Source organism: Kribbella sp. DT2 (assembly GCF_049844575.1).
Classification (GTDB): Bacteria; Actinomycetota; Actinomycetes; order Propionibacteriales; family Kribbellaceae; genus Kribbella.
Genome location: NZ_JBNCLH010000005.1, coordinates 484,607 through 503,194 on the forward strand (window position 1 = coordinate 484,607; position 18,588 = coordinate 503,194).

12 protein-coding genes are annotated in these 18,588 nt (G+C 70.5%); 4 read left to right on the plus strand and 8 right to left on the minus strand.

Features of this window, described 5'->3' with window-relative positions; all coding sequences use genetic code 11:
• The first annotated feature begins 81 nt into the window (after positions 1-81).
• Complete coding sequence (locus ACLQ2O_RS23870; protein ID WP_425834987.1) at positions 82-855, plus strand: phosphatase PAP2 family protein; 774 nt, start codon at positions 82-84, stop codon at positions 853-855.
• Positions 856-905: 50 nt separating this feature from the next.
• Positions 906-2,915 carry a HelD family protein gene (locus ACLQ2O_RS23875; protein ID WP_425834989.1) on the plus strand — a complete coding sequence of 670 codons (2,010 nt, stop codon included), beginning with the start codon at positions 906-908 and terminating at the stop codon, positions 2,913-2,915.
• A gap of 199 nt (positions 2,916-3,114) precedes the next feature.
• Here the strand turns inward: ACLQ2O_RS23875 and ACLQ2O_RS23880 are convergent, their stop codons facing one another.
• The 6 genes from ACLQ2O_RS23880 to ACLQ2O_RS23905 all read right to left on the minus strand — a co-directional run bounded on the left by ACLQ2O_RS23880 (position 3,115) and on the right by ACLQ2O_RS23905 (position 13,697).
• The gene (locus ACLQ2O_RS23880; protein ID WP_425834991.1) at positions 3,115-4,680 is read right to left on the minus strand and encodes a hypothetical protein; all 1,566 of its coding nucleotides are present in this window, start codon (positions 4,678-4,680) and stop codon (positions 3,115-3,117) included.
• Positions 4,677-5,672, minus strand: coding sequence for a hypothetical protein (locus tag ACLQ2O_RS23885; RefSeq protein WP_425834993.1), 996 nt, complete (start codon positions 5,670-5,672; stop codon positions 4,677-4,679). The genes ACLQ2O_RS23880 and ACLQ2O_RS23885 overlap by 4 nt, the downstream gene beginning before the upstream one ends.
• A gap of 27 nt (positions 5,673-5,699) precedes the next feature.
• The gene (locus tag ACLQ2O_RS23890; RefSeq protein ID WP_425834995.1) at positions 5,700-8,432 is read right to left on the minus strand and encodes an alpha-L-fucosidase; all 2,733 of its coding nucleotides are present in this window, start codon (positions 8,430-8,432) and stop codon (positions 5,700-5,702) included.
• A gap of 9 nt (positions 8,433-8,441) precedes the next feature.
• Positions 8,442-10,979 carry a family 20 glycosylhydrolase gene (locus ACLQ2O_RS23895; protein WP_425834997.1) on the minus strand — a complete coding sequence of 846 codons (2,538 nt, stop codon included), beginning with the start codon at positions 10,977-10,979 and terminating at the stop codon, positions 8,442-8,444.
• Between the two features lie 568 nt (positions 10,980-11,547).
• Positions 11,548-12,444 (minus strand): MurR/RpiR family transcriptional regulator, encoded by an 897-nt coding sequence (locus ACLQ2O_RS23900; protein ID WP_425834999.1) that lies wholly within the window; start codon positions 12,442-12,444, stop codon positions 11,548-11,550.
• A gap of 68 nt (positions 12,445-12,512) precedes the next feature.
• On the minus strand, positions 12,513-13,697 hold the full coding sequence (locus ACLQ2O_RS23905; protein ID WP_425835001.1) for an MFS transporter: 1,185 nt from the start codon (positions 13,695-13,697) through the stop codon (positions 12,513-12,515).
• Between the two features lie 77 nt (positions 13,698-13,774).
• Here ACLQ2O_RS23905 and ACLQ2O_RS23910 point away from each other — a divergent pair, with 77 nt between their 5' ends.
• Positions 13,775-14,098 carry an ArsR/SmtB family transcription factor gene (locus ACLQ2O_RS23910; RefSeq protein WP_425835003.1) on the plus strand — a complete coding sequence of 108 codons (324 nt, stop codon included), beginning with the start codon at positions 13,775-13,777 and terminating at the stop codon, positions 14,096-14,098.
• A gap of 1 nt (position 14,099) precedes the next feature.
• Here ACLQ2O_RS23910 and ACLQ2O_RS23915 read toward each other — a convergent pair whose 3' ends face one another.
• Positions 14,100-15,230 (minus strand): mandelate racemase/muconate lactonizing enzyme family protein, encoded by a 1,131-nt coding sequence (locus tag ACLQ2O_RS23915; RefSeq protein ID WP_425835005.1) that lies wholly within the window; start codon positions 15,228-15,230, stop codon positions 14,100-14,102.
• A 115-nt stretch (positions 15,231-15,345) separates the two neighbouring features.
• Here ACLQ2O_RS23915 and ACLQ2O_RS23920 point away from each other — a divergent pair, with 115 nt between their 5' ends.
• A complete protein-coding gene (locus ACLQ2O_RS23920) occupies positions 15,346-17,607 on the plus strand; it encodes a PQQ-binding-like beta-propeller repeat protein (protein ID WP_425835007.1) in 2,262 nt (753 codons plus the stop codon).
• A gap of 4 nt (positions 17,608-17,611) precedes the next feature.
• Here ACLQ2O_RS23920 and ACLQ2O_RS23925 read toward each other — a convergent pair whose 3' ends face one another.
• Complete coding sequence (locus tag ACLQ2O_RS23925; protein WP_425835009.1) at positions 17,612-18,487, minus strand: Gfo/Idh/MocA family protein; 876 nt, start codon at positions 18,485-18,487, stop codon at positions 17,612-17,614.
• Positions 18,488-18,588: the final 101 nt, after the last annotated feature.

Below are 18,588 nucleotides of genomic sequence, written 5' to 3' on the forward strand. Positions count from 1 at the left end.
GGTGGCTCGGGGGTTGCCCAGGGCAACTTCAGGGTCGAGCCTGGGGCAATCCGGAGGCTTCGACCGGTACCGTCGAAAGGTATGGGGACACAGGCACTCGAGCCCGCGGAGCTCGGGGAACGGCATCGTTCAGCAGGTCCGGCGGTGTGGCGAGTGGTCCGCGAAGCAGTCCTGCTGGCCACGCTTTTCCTGGTCTACAGCGCGGGCCGGCAGATCGCTGCGAAGCACACCGGCTCGGCCTTCGACCACGCCGGCCAGATCCTGTCGCTGCAGCGCTGGCTGCACCTGCCCAGTGAGTCGGCACTCCAGCAGCACGCGCTCCAGATCCCGCACCTGGTCGAGGGCGCCAACCTGTACTACGCCTCCGTGCACGCGCCGCTCACCGCGGTCGTGCTGCTCTGGCTGAGCATCTGGCGCCCCGCGGCGTACCCGCACGTGCGTTGGACGATGGTCTCGGTCACGGCGCTGGCCCTGATCGGCCACATCGCGTACCCGCTGGCCCCGCCGCGGATGATGCCCGGCTTCGTGGACACCGGGCTGCGGTTCGGCCAGTCGGTCTACGGACCGGACCACTCCGACGGCGTGGCGAACCAGTTCGCGGCGATGCCGAGCCTGCACGTCGGCTGGGCCGCGCTGATCGCGCTCTCGATGATCCTGATCACCCGCACGAAGTGGCGCTGGCTGTGGCTGCTGCACCCGATCATCACGTTCGGCGTGGTGGTAGTGACAGCGAACCACTATTGGATGGACGGGCTCGTCGTCCTGGCCCTGCTCGCGGTCAGCCTGCCGTTGCTGCTGCGGCCCAGGCTGCGGCCGCTGGGTAATTCGGTTTCGCCCCGGGTGGCGGTCAAGTAACGTAGCGGGGCTTCCCCCGACCCCGTCGACCGCATTGCGGAGGTTCTGTCATGCCCCCCGACGATCCCACCCTCGACGACGAGCGGTCCTACCTCGCGACGTCCCGTGCCGCGCTCGCGGTGATGCGCGCGAAGACCGGTTCGCTGGAGATCGCCAGCGCGGACCCGGTGAACACCGAGTTCCTCAAGCAGGCGATCTGGCGGCGGATGAAGGAGCTCGAGGACGACCCGGACGTGCCGCTGTTCTTCGGCCGGCTGGACTACCTGGAGCCCGCGCCGGAGACCTTCCACATCGGCCGCCGGCACGTGAACGACGAGGCCGGCGAGCCGCTGGTGGTGGACTGGCGGGCCGAGATCTCGGTGCCGTTCTACCGGGCCAGCAAGACCGAACCGATGGGCGTCGGCACCCGCCGCCGGTTCGGGTTCACGCACGGCGAGATGACCGCGTTCGAGGACGAGGACCTGACCTCGTCGGACGCCGTCGAGGAGCACAGCGACATCCTGGACGCGGAGATCGAGCGCCCGCGCTCCGGCCCGATGCGCGACATCGTCGCGACCATCCAGCCCGAGCAGGACGTGATCGTCCGGGCCGGCGTCGAGCAGACCATCTGCGTCCAGGGCGCTCCCGGTACGGGGAAGACCGCGGTCGGCCTGCACCGCGCGGCGTACCTGCTCTACGCCTACCGCGACCAGCTGAGCCGGGCCGGCGTCCTGGTGGTCGGGCCGAACGCGAGCTTCCTGCGCTACATCGGCGACGTGCTCCCGGCGCTCGGTGAGATCGAGGCGAAGCAGACCACTGTCGAGGAGATGGTCGCCCGGGTGAAGATCGCCGGGCCGGGTCCGGCACCGGTCGACGTGCTCAAGGGCGACGCCCGGATGGCCGAGGTGCTGCACCGGGCGGTCTGGTCGGGGATCCAGCTGCCGAAGGACTCGCTGGTGGTCCCGCGCGGGTCGCACCGGTGGCGCGTTCCGGCGTACGAGGCGGAGGAGCTGGTCACCGAGCTGCGCACCCGAGGCATCCGGTACGGCGCCGGCCGGGGCATGCTGCCGCAGCGGCTCGCGCACGCCGTACTGCTGCGGATGGAAGCCGCTGGGGACTCGCCTGACGACCGGGTGCAGGACGCTGTCGCGCGGAGCCGCCCGGTGAAGCAGTACGCCGAGGCGCTGTGGCCGGCCGTCGACCCGGTGAAGCTGCTGTTCCGGCTGTTCACCGACGCGGCCTTGCTGGCCGAGCACGCGGACGGTGTCCTCACCGAGGAGGAGCAGAAGCTGCTGCTCTGGGAGAAGGCGCCGCGCTCGGCCGGTGCCGCCAGGTGGTCGGTCGCCGACGCCACGCTGATCGACGAGATCGCCGACCTGGTCGACCGGACGCCGAGCCTCGGTCACGTCGTACTGGATGAGGCGCAGGACCTGTCCGCCATGCAGCTGCGGGCTGTCGGGCGGCGCTGCTCGACCGGCTCGATGACCGTGCTCGGGGACATCGCCCAGGGGACCACTCCGTGGGCCACCCCGTCGTGGGACGAGGCGCTGACCCACCTGGGCAAGTCCGGCGCCCACACCGAGGAGCTGACGGCCGGCTTCCGTGTGCCCGGCCAGGTGATCGAGTACGCCGCGCGTTTGCTGCCGCAGATCGCGCCGCACCTGACCCCACCGACCGCCGTACGACGTGCGCGCGGTGAGCTGACCATCACCCGCGTCGCCGACAGCCTCGCCGCAGCTGTCACCACGGTGGCCGAGGTGTCGGAGCGCCCCGGCTCGATCGGGCTGATCGTGCCGGACGCGCTGGTCGCCGACACCCGCAAAGCCCTGCAGGACAAGGGCATCACGTTCGCCGTGCTCGGTGATGAGGAGGACGTGGAGACCCACCTCGACGTCGTACCAGCCAGCCTGGCGAAGGGCCTCGAGTTCGACCACGTCGTCCTGCTCGAACCCGCCGCCATCGTCGCCGGCGAAGCAGACGAACGCACCGGCCTACGGCGCCTGTACGTCTGCCTGACTCGTGCGGTCACGTCCCTGGCCGTCCTGCACGCCGAGGACCTGCCGACGGTACTGACTACTTGAGGTGCACGCGGGGTGCGCACGCGCGAAGCGCGGGGCGCGGGGCGCGCACGCGGGGTGCGCACGCGCGAAGCGCAGTGCGGCGGGGGCGCCGCACCCTCCCCCTATCCCACCCACCTGCGCACGCGCGAAGCGCGTAGCGCCGGGGCAGGCCGCCTCCTCCCCTTCCCCCCATCCCCCGCGCGAAGCGCGGGGGATGCAGTCAGAAGCCGCGGGAGCCGCCTGAGCGCCTGGACGAGCGGCGGCTGGAGCCGCCCCCACTGGAGCGGGTGCGGGAGGAGCGGCGGCGGGACGAGCCGGAGCTCCAGCCTCCTCCGTCGGAGTCGTCGGAGTTGGAGCTGGAGGACCAGCTGCCGATCGAGGTTCCGATGTCCGACGTGGCTCGACTGAAGCGCGCACCAGCTCGGCGGGAGGCCCAGCGGGCTCGCATCTCGTGACCGGCTCGGCGGGCGTCGTCGTCGGGGAACCACCAGCGGCTCCCGTCGCCCCGCGACCAGTAGCCGTCCATGTATGACGCCAGCTCCTCCCCCAGCGTCCAGTACGGCCGAGCGCGGTCCCGCACAGTCACCATCCGGATGTCGGGCTGCTGGTTGGCCGCCAGCCGGGCAGCACACGCGTCGCAGACATCCACAGCCCGCTCCCGTCCACCCTCCGGCGTCCAGTTCGCCGACCCAGCACTAGGCCCGTGCCGCGGGTCGAAGAAACAAGGAGCGGTCGGCTCCGGCATCGGCTTGCCCGCCCGTACGGCGTCCAAGCACACCAGCCCGTAGCGAGCCGATCCGAGCAGCGTCGCCACCGCCTCGGTATCGCTGTCCCCCGAAGCCTCGTCCAGCCGATGCCGGGCCTTCTCCACCGTGTCGAGCACATCCTTCGACAGCTTCGCCTGCTGCGGGTCCGACGTCGTCGGCAGCCCGGACACGTGCTGCGAGAGCGCGATGATCTCCTCGTTCAGCAGCGGCCTGGCGATCTCCAGGTGCTCCCGCTCCTCCTTGCGACGAGCCCTCCGAGCGCCCAGCGTCGTGACACCCCACCACAGCCCACCCAGCCCGGCAGCACCACCGGCCCACGGCGCAGCGTCGATGTAGAACGGCTTGTTGATCTCCTGCCCGCGCTGGATGAACCGCTCGAGCATCTCCTCGTAGTCCGGCGCACAGCAGTCCACAGCCTGATCAACGGCGTCCCCGACGTGGTACGTCGGCCCCTTGTCGGCCCGCTGCACCGCGTGGAACCCACGCCCCTTCCGCTCCGACGTGGCATCGACCAGTACGGCGTACACGCCCTCGACGCCGACCCGGTCGTAGAGCTGGTCGGCGATCTCCTCGCCCTCCCAGGCGAGCTGGGTGGTGGTGGAGTAGACGGAGTCCGAGTTGACGTTCAACGCGCTGGCCGGGATCACGGCGATCCGCATCGGCGCGGCCGACGCCTTGGCCGCGGCGTCGAGCCTGGACTTCTCCGCGGCGGTCAGCTTCTCCACTCCGGAGTCGACCCAGAGCCCTGGCGACCCCAGGGCTGCGGCGACCTTGTCCATGTAGAGGTCGGCCTTCTCCTTCGCCCTCCGCTTGTCCCCCACGGTGTCGGGCGGGGTGTAGCGGAAGGTCGGCCTGGTCCTGGTCGTGCTGGGCTTACCAGGGGTCGGCTTGGTCGCGCTCGGCTTACCAGGCGTCGGCGTCGGGGTGGCGGCGTGGGCAGCGGCCACTGGAACAGCGGTCAGGACGACCACGGCCAGGAGCAGCGGCAGGCGTACGCCGTACTTGCGGGGCGGGTTCATCGGGTTCCTCCCGAGAGGCGGGCTTGGCAGGCGGCGCAGACAGGGACCTCGCGGGCCTTGCCACCCGGCGGGGTGTACATCCAGTCCGTCACGGAGGTCCCGTGCCCGGTGTCGAAGAAGCAGAGCGCGCGGCGGGCGGGCTTCGGCGTACCGGCGACGAGCGCTTGGGCACAGGCAAGCCGCCAGCGGCCGTACTCGACCGTGCCCCGCACCTCACGCAGCTGCTCGTCGCTGGGCGATGCGTCGACCACGCGCCCGGCGTCGGCGTACGCGTCCACCGCCGCTTGCACGTCCGCTGAGGTGTCCACGCCGTCCAGACGCACGTCGGCGGCATCCAGTTCCTCGCCGAACCGCGTCACGTCCTCCCGCGCCAGCGCCTGCCGCTCCTCCAGCGTGTCCGCCTCATCCGGCAGTACGTCGTACGACGGCCGGTAGAGCGCAGGCCCCTCGTCCTTGCCCGGTCGCCGCTTCCACCACCAAAAACCCAGACCAGCAGCGACCGCCACCACGGCCAAAACGACCAACCAGACCGGGAAGCCGCCGCTGCCCTGGGCCTTCGGCACGTCCAGCTGGTCCAGTACGCCGTTCAGCGTGCCCACCGGGTCGGACCTGCTGTGCTTGCCCAGCTCGTCGGTGAGGATCTCCGCAATCGGGGTGTCCACCCCGACCGCGCTCCCCCACACGATCGATCCCCCGAAGACGACCACGTACACGCCGTCCTGGCCCTGCAGGTCCACCACCTGGTCGACGTACGCCCGCGCAGCCTGCTCACGCGTTCCCGTAGTCGCGAGCGAAGCCGCCGGCACCACAGCGATCCGGATGGCCTGGTCCTGCCCCTCCACCCGGTCAGCGAGCCGCTGGGCCTCCTCGTCGGGGACCAGGGCTCGCTGCGTCGGGTCGACGTACACCGGACTGCTGTCCCACCCCTGAACGACCGTGCTCGGGCCGGTCAGGGGTGTGGTGAGCAGCAGCAGGCCAGCCAGAAAACGCATGCGCGCCAGCATGCCCCACGTGGGGTCCTAGTAGATCGACAGGGCCGCCAGCCTCACCTTCCCGCGGGACTGGGTGATCCGCACGCGGACCTGGTCCGTGGTCACCGGGCTGTCCAGCGCGAGGATCCGCTTGTAGCCGACAGCACCGAACGCGGCGACCTGCTTCCAGCCGCCCTGCTCACGCACCTCGACCACACCAGCCTCGATCTGCTGGCCGTACCGGATGTCCTCACCCAGCGACACCCTCTTCACCGTCGACTTCTTCGGCAGCTGGACGGACACAGTGCCCGTGCCTTCGCCGCTGACCCGCGCACCCTTCGCCAGGTCGCGTGGCATGTCAGCGGCGAGCTTGGCCCGCCACTCCGCCAGCCGGGTGACGTCCTGGTCGTCCAGCCGGCCTTCGCGGTCCGGTGGGATGTTGAGCAGCAGCACGGAGTTCCGGCCGACCGACTTGTAGTAAATGTCGGTCAGCTGCTCCACCGAGCGCGTTGACTGCTCCGGGTGGTGGAACCAGCCCTCCCGGATCGACACGTCCGACTCGGCCGGCCACCAGGCCAGCTCGGTCGCACCGGCGTCCCGCCCGGCCAGCAGGGCCTTCCGGCTGCCCTGGTCGGCCGCGGCGTACCCGAGTGCGTAGTCGGGCGAGCCGTTCGGCTTGGTGATCGTCGGTACGACGCTGAACTCGTCCGGCCGGGCCAGGCCGGATTCGTTACCGACCCACCGCACGTCCGGGCCGCTGACCGCGATCGTCGCCTGCGGAGCGAGCTTGCGGATCAGCTCGTACCAGCTGGGGAAGTCGTAGGTCTCCACCTTGTCCGGTGGGATCCGGCCCTGCGCTCCGTCGAACCAGACCTCGTCGACCTGCCCGTACTCGGTCAGCAGCTCGTACAGCTGGTTCAGCATGTAGGCGCCGTAGTCCGACGCGGTCAACGTGTACTGCGGCAGGTCCTGCCCGGCCCGGTCGTCTCCGGGAACCAGTGTCGGGATGGTGCGCGGAGTGTGCGCGCTGCCGTTGGCGTAGACGCCGTCGAGGTACTGGTTCTCGTCGGCCGGGGACAGGTAGAGGCCGACCTTCAGCCCGTACTTGCGCATCGACTTCACGAACGCCTCGACCACGTCGCCCTTACCGCTCTGCCACGAGCTGGACGCGACACTGTGGTCGCTGTAGCGCGACGGGTAGAGCAGGAAGCCGTCGTGGTGCTTCACGGTGAGGATGGCGAGCTTGAAGCCCGAGTCCCGCAGCGTGCGCGCCCACTGGTCGGTGTCGAGCCCGGTCGGCTGAAACAGGTCCGGGTCCTCGTCGCCGTGCCCCCACTCCAGCCCGGTGAATGTATTCACCCCGAAGTGCAGGAACGCCGTCTGCTCCATGCGCTGCCAGTCCACCTGCCGCGGCTCCGGCCGGATCGCCGACGCCTTGGCCACCAAGGAGGTCACGCACTCGCCCTCAGCCACCGGCATGGTCTGTGCGGGCCTCAGTTTGCCCACCACGCACGGCAGAGCCTTCAGCGCGGCCGCGGGCTCACCGAAGTAGCTGCTGACACCAACCCCGTACGCCGTACCGCGCGCACCCGTCAGCCAGCGCACCTCGCCAACCTGGCCGGTGGTGATGCTCTTGCTGAGCGCGGTCACCCCAGGAGCCGTCAACACACTGACCTTGCCGGCCTCGACCGCCAACCCCAAGTAGTAGTACGCGACACCTTCCTTCACCGATGCCGCCGGCAGCCTCACCTCGCTCGAACCCCCGCCTGCCCGCAGCACCACCGCATGCTTGCCCTCAGCAACCAGCTGCACGCCACCCAGCTCGATCAGCCTGGTCCCACGGTCAAGCAGATCAGGAGAGACGACCGTCTCCGCCAGCACCGCACCGTCGATCTCACCGTGCCAGCTGACACCACCACCGTCGAGCCGCAACCGCCCCGGCTGGGTGATCCTGCCGTCGGCAACCGTCAGGTCGCCCCTCTCCCCAAGGCCCGGCTGGTACTTCCCCCGACTGATTGTCCCTTCGAAGCCCACGTTCACCTTCGCCGTCGACCCCACCGGCTTCGCCAGCTTCAGATCGCCCGGGTTGAACGCCCCGCTGAACGTCGCCAGCCGCACCTGCCGGACCGACCCCGCCAGACCGCGCTGCAGCGCCGACGGGTGCACCTCGTTGCCCAGACCGATCTCCGCACCCGCGTCGGGATGCCAGGTCGCCGTACCGGACGTGCTGACCGCCGGCGGCAGTTGCTGCCCGTCCAGGAACGCGTGCAGCGTCGCGCCAGCACCGTCGACCTCGTAGGCCAGCGCCAGCACGTGCTGCTCCCCGGCACTCGGCACCGGGACGGACTGGACGACGTCTCGCCACTCCCCGCCGACCTCGGAGCTGAAGCCGTACTGGAGGTTGCTCCCGCTGTAGCGACCGAAGATCGCGCCGCCGACAGCAGTCACCGTCGCCAGGTCGGTCTGGGTCGCGGCCGGGGTGAAGGCCGTCTCGACCAGGAACGACCGCTGCACCGAGCCGCCGCTGATCGGCGTACCGGGCTGGAAGCGGACGCCGGCGGCCGCGCCTGCGAGCACCAGCCCGCGGGCCGGGTCCAGCGACTCGGCACCGGTACGACGGGTCAGCGTGCCGCCCATCGTCTCGCCGGTCGCTGCCGTGTAGGTGTTGCCGCTGGAGAACGAGCCGCCGAACGACACGTCGAGGACATCGGGATCAGCTGCCACAGCCGGCACGGTACTCACCACTCCGATCAGCAGACTCATCGCCAGGAGGATGCGCATCCCGCTCACCTACTTCGCGTCGACGGTGATCTCGGCGGCGGTCCCGAACGGGTTCCCACTCGCCTCGCTGAGCTGGACCAGCCGCACGTACCGGGCGGTCGTCGCCGCGACCGGCACCCACTTGGCGTCCGGGCTGTTACCGAACGTCCCCTTGGACGCCGGCCGACCCCAGCTGACGCCGTCGGTGCTCAGGTAGAGCTCGTAGTCCGCGATCCGGCCGTTGGTCGCGTTCTGCCGGGTCAGGTAGGTCACCGCGCAGACCGACTTGGCGCTGCCGAGGTCCAGCTGGATCTCGTGCGGCGGCTGCGGCTGGTGCGCCGACCACTCCGTGTGCCAGAAGGTCGCCGGGTTCCCGTCGATCGCGTTGACGGCCCTGCCGTCCTCACCGGCCGTCTCCTCGCTGTCCACGAACTTCACGCCGACCGGACTGGTCGCGGCCGGCACACAGCTCAGCCGTACGTCGGCCGTCGAGCTCAGCCGATGCGTCGCCCCGCCCTGCCTGTACGACGTGGTGGCGCCGAGCGCCGCCGTACCGGCTGGTGCGTCGGTCGGTGGGGTCGCGGTGAACGTCGCTGCGAAGCTCCCTCCCGCGGCGATCGCCCTGGCGGAGCGGCTGGCGGGCGTGACGGTCCAGCCGGCCGGAGCGGTCGGGCGGACGGTGACGTCGGTTGCGCGGTCCTTGGCGGTCACGGTGACAGTCAGCTGTGCGGTGGAGCCCGCCACGACTGTCTGGCGATCGACCGAGGCAACAGCACGCAGTACAGGCTTGAGCGTCAGCGGAGTCGCCTGGTGGCCGTCGGGGATCTGCTGGATCAGACCGCCCCGGCGATCGAGTGTGGCAACCATGCGGGTGATCGCGTTGACCAGTGTGATCCGGCTGCCCGACTTGGCGAGCTGCCAGCGCTGCAGGCGGTTCGTGCTGTCGCAGGACTGGCCGGTGATCGGTGTGCCCGGCTGCAGCGGGGTGTTGAGGTAGCGGACGCCGACGCGGGACTCGGCGCAGCGGCCGGTCGCGAGGTTGGTCAGCGTGTAGTAGCCGTCGGTCGTCGGGGTGACGTCCCACGCCGACTCGGCGCTCTCCAGCTTCAGCTGTCCGCCCTCGGTCGATCCACCGAGGTAGTCGCGGCCGGCGGACAGCGAGTAGGTGCCGGCGGCAACCGGCGTACGGTCGACGTTGGCGAAGCCCGGAGCGCGACCGACGGCGTCGGCGCGGGCGGTGAAGGCGGCGTACGTCGGGTCGGGCTTGACGGTGCTCCAGGTGGACTGGGCGACCAGGCGCAGCGGCATCCGGACCTCGGCTTCGATCTCGTTCTCGGTGTCGCCCGAGCCGTTGTCCGGCCAGAGCGAGACCTTCGCGCCGGTCACACCGTTGCCACTGGCAAGCGTTTCGCCCTCGAACCGGAGCGGGGTCCAGCTGGAGTCGTAGAGCTGCTGCGCGTTGGTCTTGAAGCCGCCGCGGACGTTGTAGAGGGCGTAGGCGGAGTTCATCACCTTGCGGCCCTCGGAGATCAGCTTGCTCGGTTTCACGCCGCCGCTGAGCCAGTGCTCGACGACGATGTCCTTGTCGAGCGGCACGGTGGCGGCGTCGGTGATGCCGTCGTTCCAGATCCGCAGGGTCTTGCCCTGGGCCTTCACGTGCGCGTTGACCCGGTTGATGAAGTCCACGAACGCATCCTGCGGAACGGCATCCGGGCCGAACTTCTCCTGCGCGTACTCGAGGAGCTGCGGGTACTTGGCGTAATCCGAGCCGAGCATGTACTCGTCCGCGCCCATGTGCCAGTACGGCGTACGGAAGGTCCTCAGGTTCTCGTCGATGATCGCGGTCAGGAAGCCGAACGCCTCGGGCTTCGTGATGTCGAGCCGGCTGACCTGCTTGGCGCCGGTGTTGTCGGTCAGCTGCAGGTCAGGACGGTTGCGGATCCATGGCTCGATGTGGCCGGGCGAGTTGACCTCCGGCACGATCGTCACGTGGTACTTGTCCGCCAGCCTTTGCAGAGCGGCGATCTGGGGCTTGGTGTAGTACCCCCACTCGACGGACTCCGGGTGCACGTCACTCTTCACCTTCAGCTCGACCCACAACTGATTGAGCTTCAAGTAGGCGGCATCCTTCACCAGGCGTTCGAACCAGGCGGTCGAGACGTTGATCAGGCATGCGCACACGCCGACACCGCGTTCGGCGTACGCCGGTACGTCGACCACGTGCCCCGCCGGGACCTTCCCGCCGCGCAGCATCTGCAGGACGGTCCGCGTCCCGTAAAACACCCCGGCGTCGGTCTTCGCGGTGACCGCAATCGTCTTCCCGACCGACAGCTCGTACCCCTCGGCGCCCAGCTCGGCCCGCTGGGGATCAACAACCAGCACGATGTCGCCGGCCTTCGCTCTCCCGCCGGTGATCGGCAGGCGACGCCCGACAACTTCCCGGGCATCCTCGGTGAACGTCGCAGCTTCTCCCCGAGCAGCGGTGGCAACCACTCGACTGTGTCGCCCCAGCTCGAACTTCCCGTCGGCGGCTTGCCAGCCTGCCAAGGCCGGCAACACTTGCGGCACCGCCTTGGGCTGGTCGCCGCGCAACGGCCGGGCAACGTCGCTGGAACTTCCCGCCGCGGCCGGCCGAGGTTCGCGGAGAGAGCCCGCGCCCTCGGGTGCTCGGCCAGCAGCCGAGCCGGAGCCCGCTGCCGCCTCAGCCGAACCCGGAGCAAGCACCGCCCCACCCGAACCCGGAGCAAACACCGCCCCACCCGAACCCGGAGCAAACACCGCCCCACCCGAACCCGGAGCAAGCACCGCCCCACCCGAACCCGGAGCAAGCACCGCCCCAGCCGAACCCGGAGCAAGCGCCGCCCCAGCCGAACCCGGGGCAAGCGCCGCCTCAGCCGAGCCGGAGGCGAGGGTGGCTCCGGCGGAGCCAGGAGCTCCGGGGGCGACAGCCCCTCCCCCCGTTCCCGCGTTCGCAGTCCCAGCCTCCGCCTTGGCGGAGGCTGGGACTGCGAACGCGGTGGTGAGAGTGGTGAGTGCCAGGAGGGTTACAGCTAGTCGGCGGAGGTGGAGGGTGTGCTGCGGGCGGGGCAGCTTCATCGGTGGGCTCCTCGGGGGCTGCGGGAGGGGGCCAGCGCTTCTAGCGGCGGCGGGTGGTGGTGTGGCGGGGGCTGATGGTCTTGGTGAGTTCGATCGAGCGGGCGGCTTGGGCCGACGTCAGTTGGGCTACTCGGATGTAGAGGCAGTCGGTGACGACCAGTTGGGAGTGGCGGGCGGCCAGGCCTCCGCTGCGGAAGGAGGTTTCCAGGACTGCGGTGGCGAGGACCTCGTCGGCGACCAAGGCCAAGGGCGAGCGGGGGGCGCTGGTGATGGCTATGACCTTGGCGCCTCGGTCGCGGGCGAGCTCTACCGGCTCCATGACCTCGGTGGTGGCTCCGGAGTGGGAGATGGCGACGACGGCGTCCGCAGCAGTCAACAGAGCTGCTGAGGTCGCGGCGCCGTGGACTTCCGGCCAAGCACGGACCTGTACGCCGATGCGGAACAGCCGCATCTCCAGCTCCGCAGCGATCGTGGAGCTCCCACCCACGCCGTACACGTCGATCCGCCGCGCACCGGCCAACGCCTGCGCGGAGCGGTCGAGCGCGACCAGGTCGAGCTGGTCGACGGTCTGCGTGATCGCCCGGATGTCCGCGTTGGCGACCACCGTCGCGACCCGGCCGACAGTGTCGTCGTCGTTGATCAGCGGCCCGAGGTCCGTGCTCCACCCAGGCACCTCGGCACGCCCCAGCTGAGCAGCGAGCGCGATCCGCAGCTGCTGGTGGCTGGACAACCCCACAGCCTGCGCGAACCGCGTCACGCTCGCCTGCGAGACCCCCGCTCGCTCAGCCAGTGCGGCGGTCGACAGCTCAGCGGCGACAGCCGGCTCAGCCAGCACGAAGTCCGCCACCAGCCGCAGCGCGCCGGTGAGCCGGGGCAGCGTCGCCCGTACCCGGTCGGCGATGTCCGGACCGGCACCGACCGCGGAAGGATCCGACATGAAACAACCATTCATCGATGGGCGGGTTCGATGAATGGTTGCGTCAGACGCGAGCAGGTGTCAAGGGATCAGTCCGCCAAAACCCCCACGGGCTCGTCCAGCTGCTCGACCTCCTGCAACTCCGGGTTCCGCCGCAGCTGCAGCACCAGCCCGAGCACGACCAACCCCAGTACGGCGGCAATCGGCGGCAGCAACTGCACGCCGAACAGGTTGATCACCACCCCGCCGATGATCGCCGCCAGCCCCGCCCCCAGGTAGATCGCCGACGCGTTCAGCGCGAGCAGCAGCCCACCCCCGGAGGCCATCTCCAGCAACAGGTTCTGGATCGGCGGGTTGAACGCCCACGTGAACACGCTCCACACAAACAGAGCCACCGCCGCCCCACCAACGTTCACCGCCGTCAGCGACAGCGACCCGATCACCACCACGAACCCGACCATCGTCACCGTCAGAGTCCGCAAGCTTCCGAACCGGTCCGTCGCGCGCCCACCAAACCAGTTCCCCAGTACGGCGCCCAGCCCGTACACCAGCAGCAGTACGCCGACCACTCCACCGTGCAGGTGAGCAGTCTTGTCGAGCAACGGCACCACGTAGATGTAGACGCTCATCGTCCCGAGCACACCGAGCACCGTCATCACCAGCACGGTCTGCACCCGCCGGTCCGCCACACCAGCGAACCGCTCCCGCAGACTCACCGCCGCAGGCGCATCCACCCGCGGCAGCGCCAACCGCACCGCCACAGCGAACAGCACAGCCACCACAGCAATCAGCGCAAACACTCCGCGATACCCCAGCGGTCCACCCAGCAGGCTGCCCGCCGGCACACCGAGCACCAGTGCGAACGTCAACCCGCCAAAAACGACCGCGACCGCACGGCCTCGCTCACTAGGCGGCAGAAACCCTGTCGCGAACAGCGTCGCCGCCGGCGTGTACGCCGCGGCACCGAAGGCAGCCACCACCCGCCCGACGATCAGCAGCGGGTACGTCGTCGCCACGGCCGCGATCACGTTCCCCAGCGCCGCCAGCAGCAGCGCCGCGATCAGCAGCGTCCGGCGCTCCCACCGGCCGGTCAGCGTGGACAGCAGCGGCGCACCGACGGCGTACGAGAGCGCGAAGGCGGTCGCCAGCTGTCCCGCGGCGGTCAGCGAGACGTGCAGCTCGGAACTGACCGACGGCAGCACCCCGGACACGACGTACGCGCTGGTCCCGACGGCGAAGGCCCCGCCGGCCAGCAGGTAGATCCGTGCGGACATCAGCAAACCCCTCCAAGTCGAATGATTCGATGTCGATCGTACTACGATCTTCATCGAACTTCGATAAGGGTCGTACTATGAACACCGTGAGCACCTCGAAGCAACTGCCGCAGCCGGACCGCGGCGAGATCCGCGTGGACGCAGTGCTGCAGGCACTGGGCGAGCCGGTCCGGCTGCTCATCGTGCGCGCGCTGGCAGACGTCCCCGAAGGCATCGCCTGCGGAGAGCTCGACCTGCCGGTGACGGCGTCGACCCGCGCCCACCACCTGCGTACGCTGCGCGAGTCCGGCGTGCTCACCACCCGCACCGAAGGCACCCGCCGGATCAGCAGCCTGCGCCGCGAGGACCTGGACGCCCTCTACCCCGGCCTGCTCGACGGCATCCTCGCCGCCAAGCAGTAACTCACCAGTTGGTGACGGAGCCGTCCGGCCGGTGCAGCCGCGGGATCACAGCGGTCCGCGGCGCGGTCGCCTGAGACAGGTCGGCCTTGATGCCGAGCCCCGGGTCGGTGTCCGAGGCAATCAGCCGGCCGGGCTCCAGTACGACGCTGCTGGTGAAGGCGCCCACCTCCGACGCGAACCGGTGCGCCTGCTCCTGCACACTCACGTTCGGCAGGGCGGTAGTGAGCTGGGTCGACGCCGCCGTACAGACCGGGCCGATCGAGTTGTGCAGCGCCAGCTGGACGTGGTGCGTCTCGCAGAGTGCGGCGATCTTGCGCCCCTCGGTGATCCCGGTGTGCCCGAGATCGATCCGGGCGTGGTCGATCAACTCGTCCTCCACCAGCTGCCGGAACTCCCACTTGGTGACGAACTGCTCCCCCGCCGCCAGCGGCACCCCGACCCGCCCACGCAGTGACTTGTACGCCGCCAGGTGCTCGCTGCGCAGCGGGTCCTCGACGAAGAACGGCCGGACCGGCTCCAGCTCACGGCACAGCTGCACCGCCTCGGCCAGGTCCAGCCGGGTGTGCGCGTCGACCAGCAGCTCGATGTCGTCCCCCAGTCCGGCCCGCACCTCCTGCATCAGCTCGACAGTCCACCGGACCGCCCGCCGGGCGTCGTACTCGGGCTCCTGCGGGTCCCACGCCGTGAACCGCAGATGCTTCCACCCTGCCTCGGCCAGCTCGGCCGCGTGGTTCAGCACGTCGTCCATCCCACCGCCTCGCACGTGCGCGTACGCCGGGACGTAGTCCCGCGACCGCCCGCCCAGCAACGAGAACACCGGTACGCCGAGCGCCTGCCCGCGTAGGTCCCACAGCGCCTGGTCGATCCCGGCCAGTACCGACCCGTGGTGCCGGTCCGACGGGAAGAACACCGACCGGAACCCCAGCTGCCAGATGTGCTCGATCCGTGTCGCGTCCACCCCGACCAGCAACGCCCGCAGATCTTCCACCACCCCCACCGCGGCCCGCTCCCGCCCCCGCATACCGACTTCACCGATCCCGGTCAGCCCGTCGTCGGTTCGCACCACCACGACCAGCACCGGCCAGTCGTCGGCTCCGGGCAACGCCACCAGGTCGAGCTCCGCGATCTTCACCCGGCCACTCCATCACAGCCCGCCGGACTCCCGCACCCCAGTCGATCCTCAACCGCAAGGCGGTGGTGCACGGATCGAGGCGCGGCCGGTGGTGGGCGGCTGGCAGACTGTGGCGGTGGTGGCCCTGCGCGAGCGATGGAACGAGCCGATTCCCGGCTCCGAGGCGTTGGCCGACGATCTGATCGCCAGGTACGTCGGACGCAACCGCCGCGCCTTCCGCGACCACTACCTCGACACCGTGCTGTCCGCGCTGGATTCCCTGCTGCAGCTGAGCACCGACCCCACCTCCGTCCGGCTGGCCGCCTGGTTCCACCGGGCCGTGCACGAGCCGGGTGGCGAGGCCGGTGAGGACGCCGAAGCCTCTGCCCGGCTGGCCGAGCAGCTCCTGCCGCAGTACGGCGTAGCTCCGATCCGGATCGCCGAGATCGCACGGCTGGTCCGCCTGACCGGCGAGCTGGCCACTCCCCCGACCGACTCGTACGCACCGCCGCGCCGCGACGCGAACGGGGACGTCCTGCTGGACGCGGTGAACTCCGTCCTGGCCACCGACCCGAGTCGCTACGCCGCCCACGCTGCCGAAGTACGACGGGACGCCGGCGAGCGGACCATCGCCATGGCCCGCCGGTACGACGAAGTGCGCGCCCTGCTCGACGGCCACCTCTACCGGACCCAGCTGGCCCGGCAGCGGATGGGCGCGATCGCCCGGGTCAACCTGGAGACCGAGCTCACCGGACTCGACAGCGAACTCCCTGCTCCGTGGCGTGGCTGGCAGCAGGCGGCACTCACGGCCGCGGCGACCTTCAGCGCGATCGCGGCCGTCGTGGTGGCCATCGCCGCAGCGGGCGCTCCCTGGCAGGTCCCGGTGGTCGACGTCGAGTCAGGCTGGCCCCCGATCGGCCTGGCCGTCTTCTCCTTCGTCTCTGCCCCACTGCTCTTCCGGAGCGCGCGCAGCAACACCCAGCGCGCCAAGCTCGTCTCCGGCACGGTCCTCGCCGTCGCGACGACCGGACTGCTCGTCGCCTGGGCACAGGTCCCGACGACCAACCCCGCTGTGGGTGTGGGACTCCGGGTCCCGCTGCTGATCTCCGCACTGATCCTGCTGCTCGTCGCGGGCACCGCCGCAATGGTTGCCTCCCTGCTGCGGACCAGGGCCGCCCGCTACACCCCCACGCGGAACGTCGGTCAGCAGCTCGCCTGGCTGGCCGTGCCCGGGGTGATCGCCCTGATCCTGCTGCTGATCGTGCAGCCGCTGTCCAGGAACTACGTGCTCGACTCCAACGAGCGGGTCGAGGGCACAGCACCGCCGGCGGGCTCCGCGCCGCGCTCGGTGCTCGACGGCCGGGTCGCCTGGGTCAGCAGGGCGCTGACCGGAGCAGGAGCCGAGGAGGCCGTCAGTACGCCGTACGGGATCGCTGTGCCGCGGCAGACCGGGTCGGTGGAGATGCTGGACGCCGCGACGGGTGAGCTGCGGTGGCGGTACAGCCGGTCGGACTCGGACGAGAAGCCGAACATCGCGGCGACCGGCGACGGCCGCTACGTGCTGGCCGAGTTCACCGACATCGGCTACCTGCTGCTCGACGCGGAGACCGGCCACCGGCAGGCGGCCTGGCCGGGACGGACCAGGGACCACGCCATCGTCCAGGCCGATCCGCTGCTCACCCGGCAGGAGGTGAGCCGAGGCTCGGACAAGCTCCGCGGGGTGGACCCGGACGGCAACGAGCGCTGGTCCTACGAACCCGGCCGCTGTACGTCGGTCGAGGCGGCGGCCACCGCCGACACCGTGGTCGCGTTCCTCGGGCACAGCTGCGACGACAACCCGGACGACATCGTCGGGCTGGACCTGAAGACCGGCAAGGAGCTGTGGCGGAAGTCGCCGAGCAACCTGTTCCGCCGGTCGGTCGTGGTCGGCGGACTGGTCGTCGTGGCCGAGCAGGGCGAGGAGGCGAACACGCCTGGCGCGCTGGTCGCGGTCGAGCCGCGGACCGGCGAGATCAAGTGGCGCTGGCCGGTGCCGCGCAACTGGTCCTGCCGGACGTTCCTCAGCCCGGCCGGAAAGCTTCTCGTCGTCGTGGACTGCCCCGGCCCGGACACCCGGCAGAACAACAAGACCGTCGTCGCCGCCATCGACGCGGCCAGCGGCCGGACCGCCTGGCAGACCACAGCGCCGGTCAGCCCGCGCGCTCGGGTGGCGGTCACCGAGGACGCCCGGGTGGTCTCACTGTCCCGCGGCTTCGACGGCTGCTACGCCAACACGATCGCCCGGACCGGCCTGCGCCGGACCCGGCTGCCCGAGGGCATCTCCTGCAGCCGGGACATCCGGGCTGTGGGCAACCTGCTGCTGACCTCCGGGAACAGCAGCATCATCGCCCTGCGCTGACGCCTTAAGGCAGCTGGGCGTCGGCCGACGCCAGCAGCTCGACCACCCGGGTGCCGAAGGCCACGTCGACCTGGTGCGACTCACCGGACTCGGCGGCGGCGACCAGCTCCGCCGCGGCGATCGCGAAGGCGTCCACCGACGAGGTCTCCGTCGGCGGGAGCAGCGCCGTACCGGTCTCGCCCCAGATGCCGGTCTCGAAGTTGACGCCGGCCGGTGGAGCGGACAGCGACAGGCTCGCCGTACTGGTCGCGCCGGACTCGTGCGTCAGCACCAGGTGGACCAGGTCGCCCTCTCCACCGACGGACTCCAGCGACTCGATCGGGCCGAGCATGGCGCTCAGGTTGGACAGCGCGTGCGGCCCGACGTCCCAGAGCGCCCCGCGCTGCTCGCGGCGCCACTTGGACTCGCTGTACGGATTGCCGGGCGCGTCCAGCGACGCGATCATCCGGCTCCAGCCGCCCTTCCAGCCTCCGCGCTCGCGCACCTCGGCGAAGAACGACCGCAGCTCCGGCTGGAACCGTCCGGTGAAGAAGACCACCGAGGCGATGCCCTCGGACGCCGCCTCGTCGGCCAGTGCCCGGGCGTCGTCGAGCGAGTCGGCGACCGGCTTGTCCAGCAGCAGGTGCTTGCCGACGGCTGCCGCCTCCAGCGCCATCGTGGCCTGCACCCGCGGCGGAACGGCGAACGCCACCGCATCGACGACCTCGAGTAACTCTGCGTAGTCGTCGTACCCGGTCGTCTCCAGGTCTGTAGCCAACGCGTTCGCACGGCCCGCGTCGCGTCCCCAGACCCCCACCAGCTCGACGCCCGCGGTGGCCCGCAGACCGGGTCCGTGCGTCCTCCGGGCCCAGGGACCGGTACCGACCAGGCCGAACCGCATGCTGTTCTCCGTTCCCGAGCGCCCACGACGACCCGCCCGGCGCGGGCGGCGGTCTGGTGACGAGCCGATATCGCTTTGGCCACGACCCTAACCGTGGACCC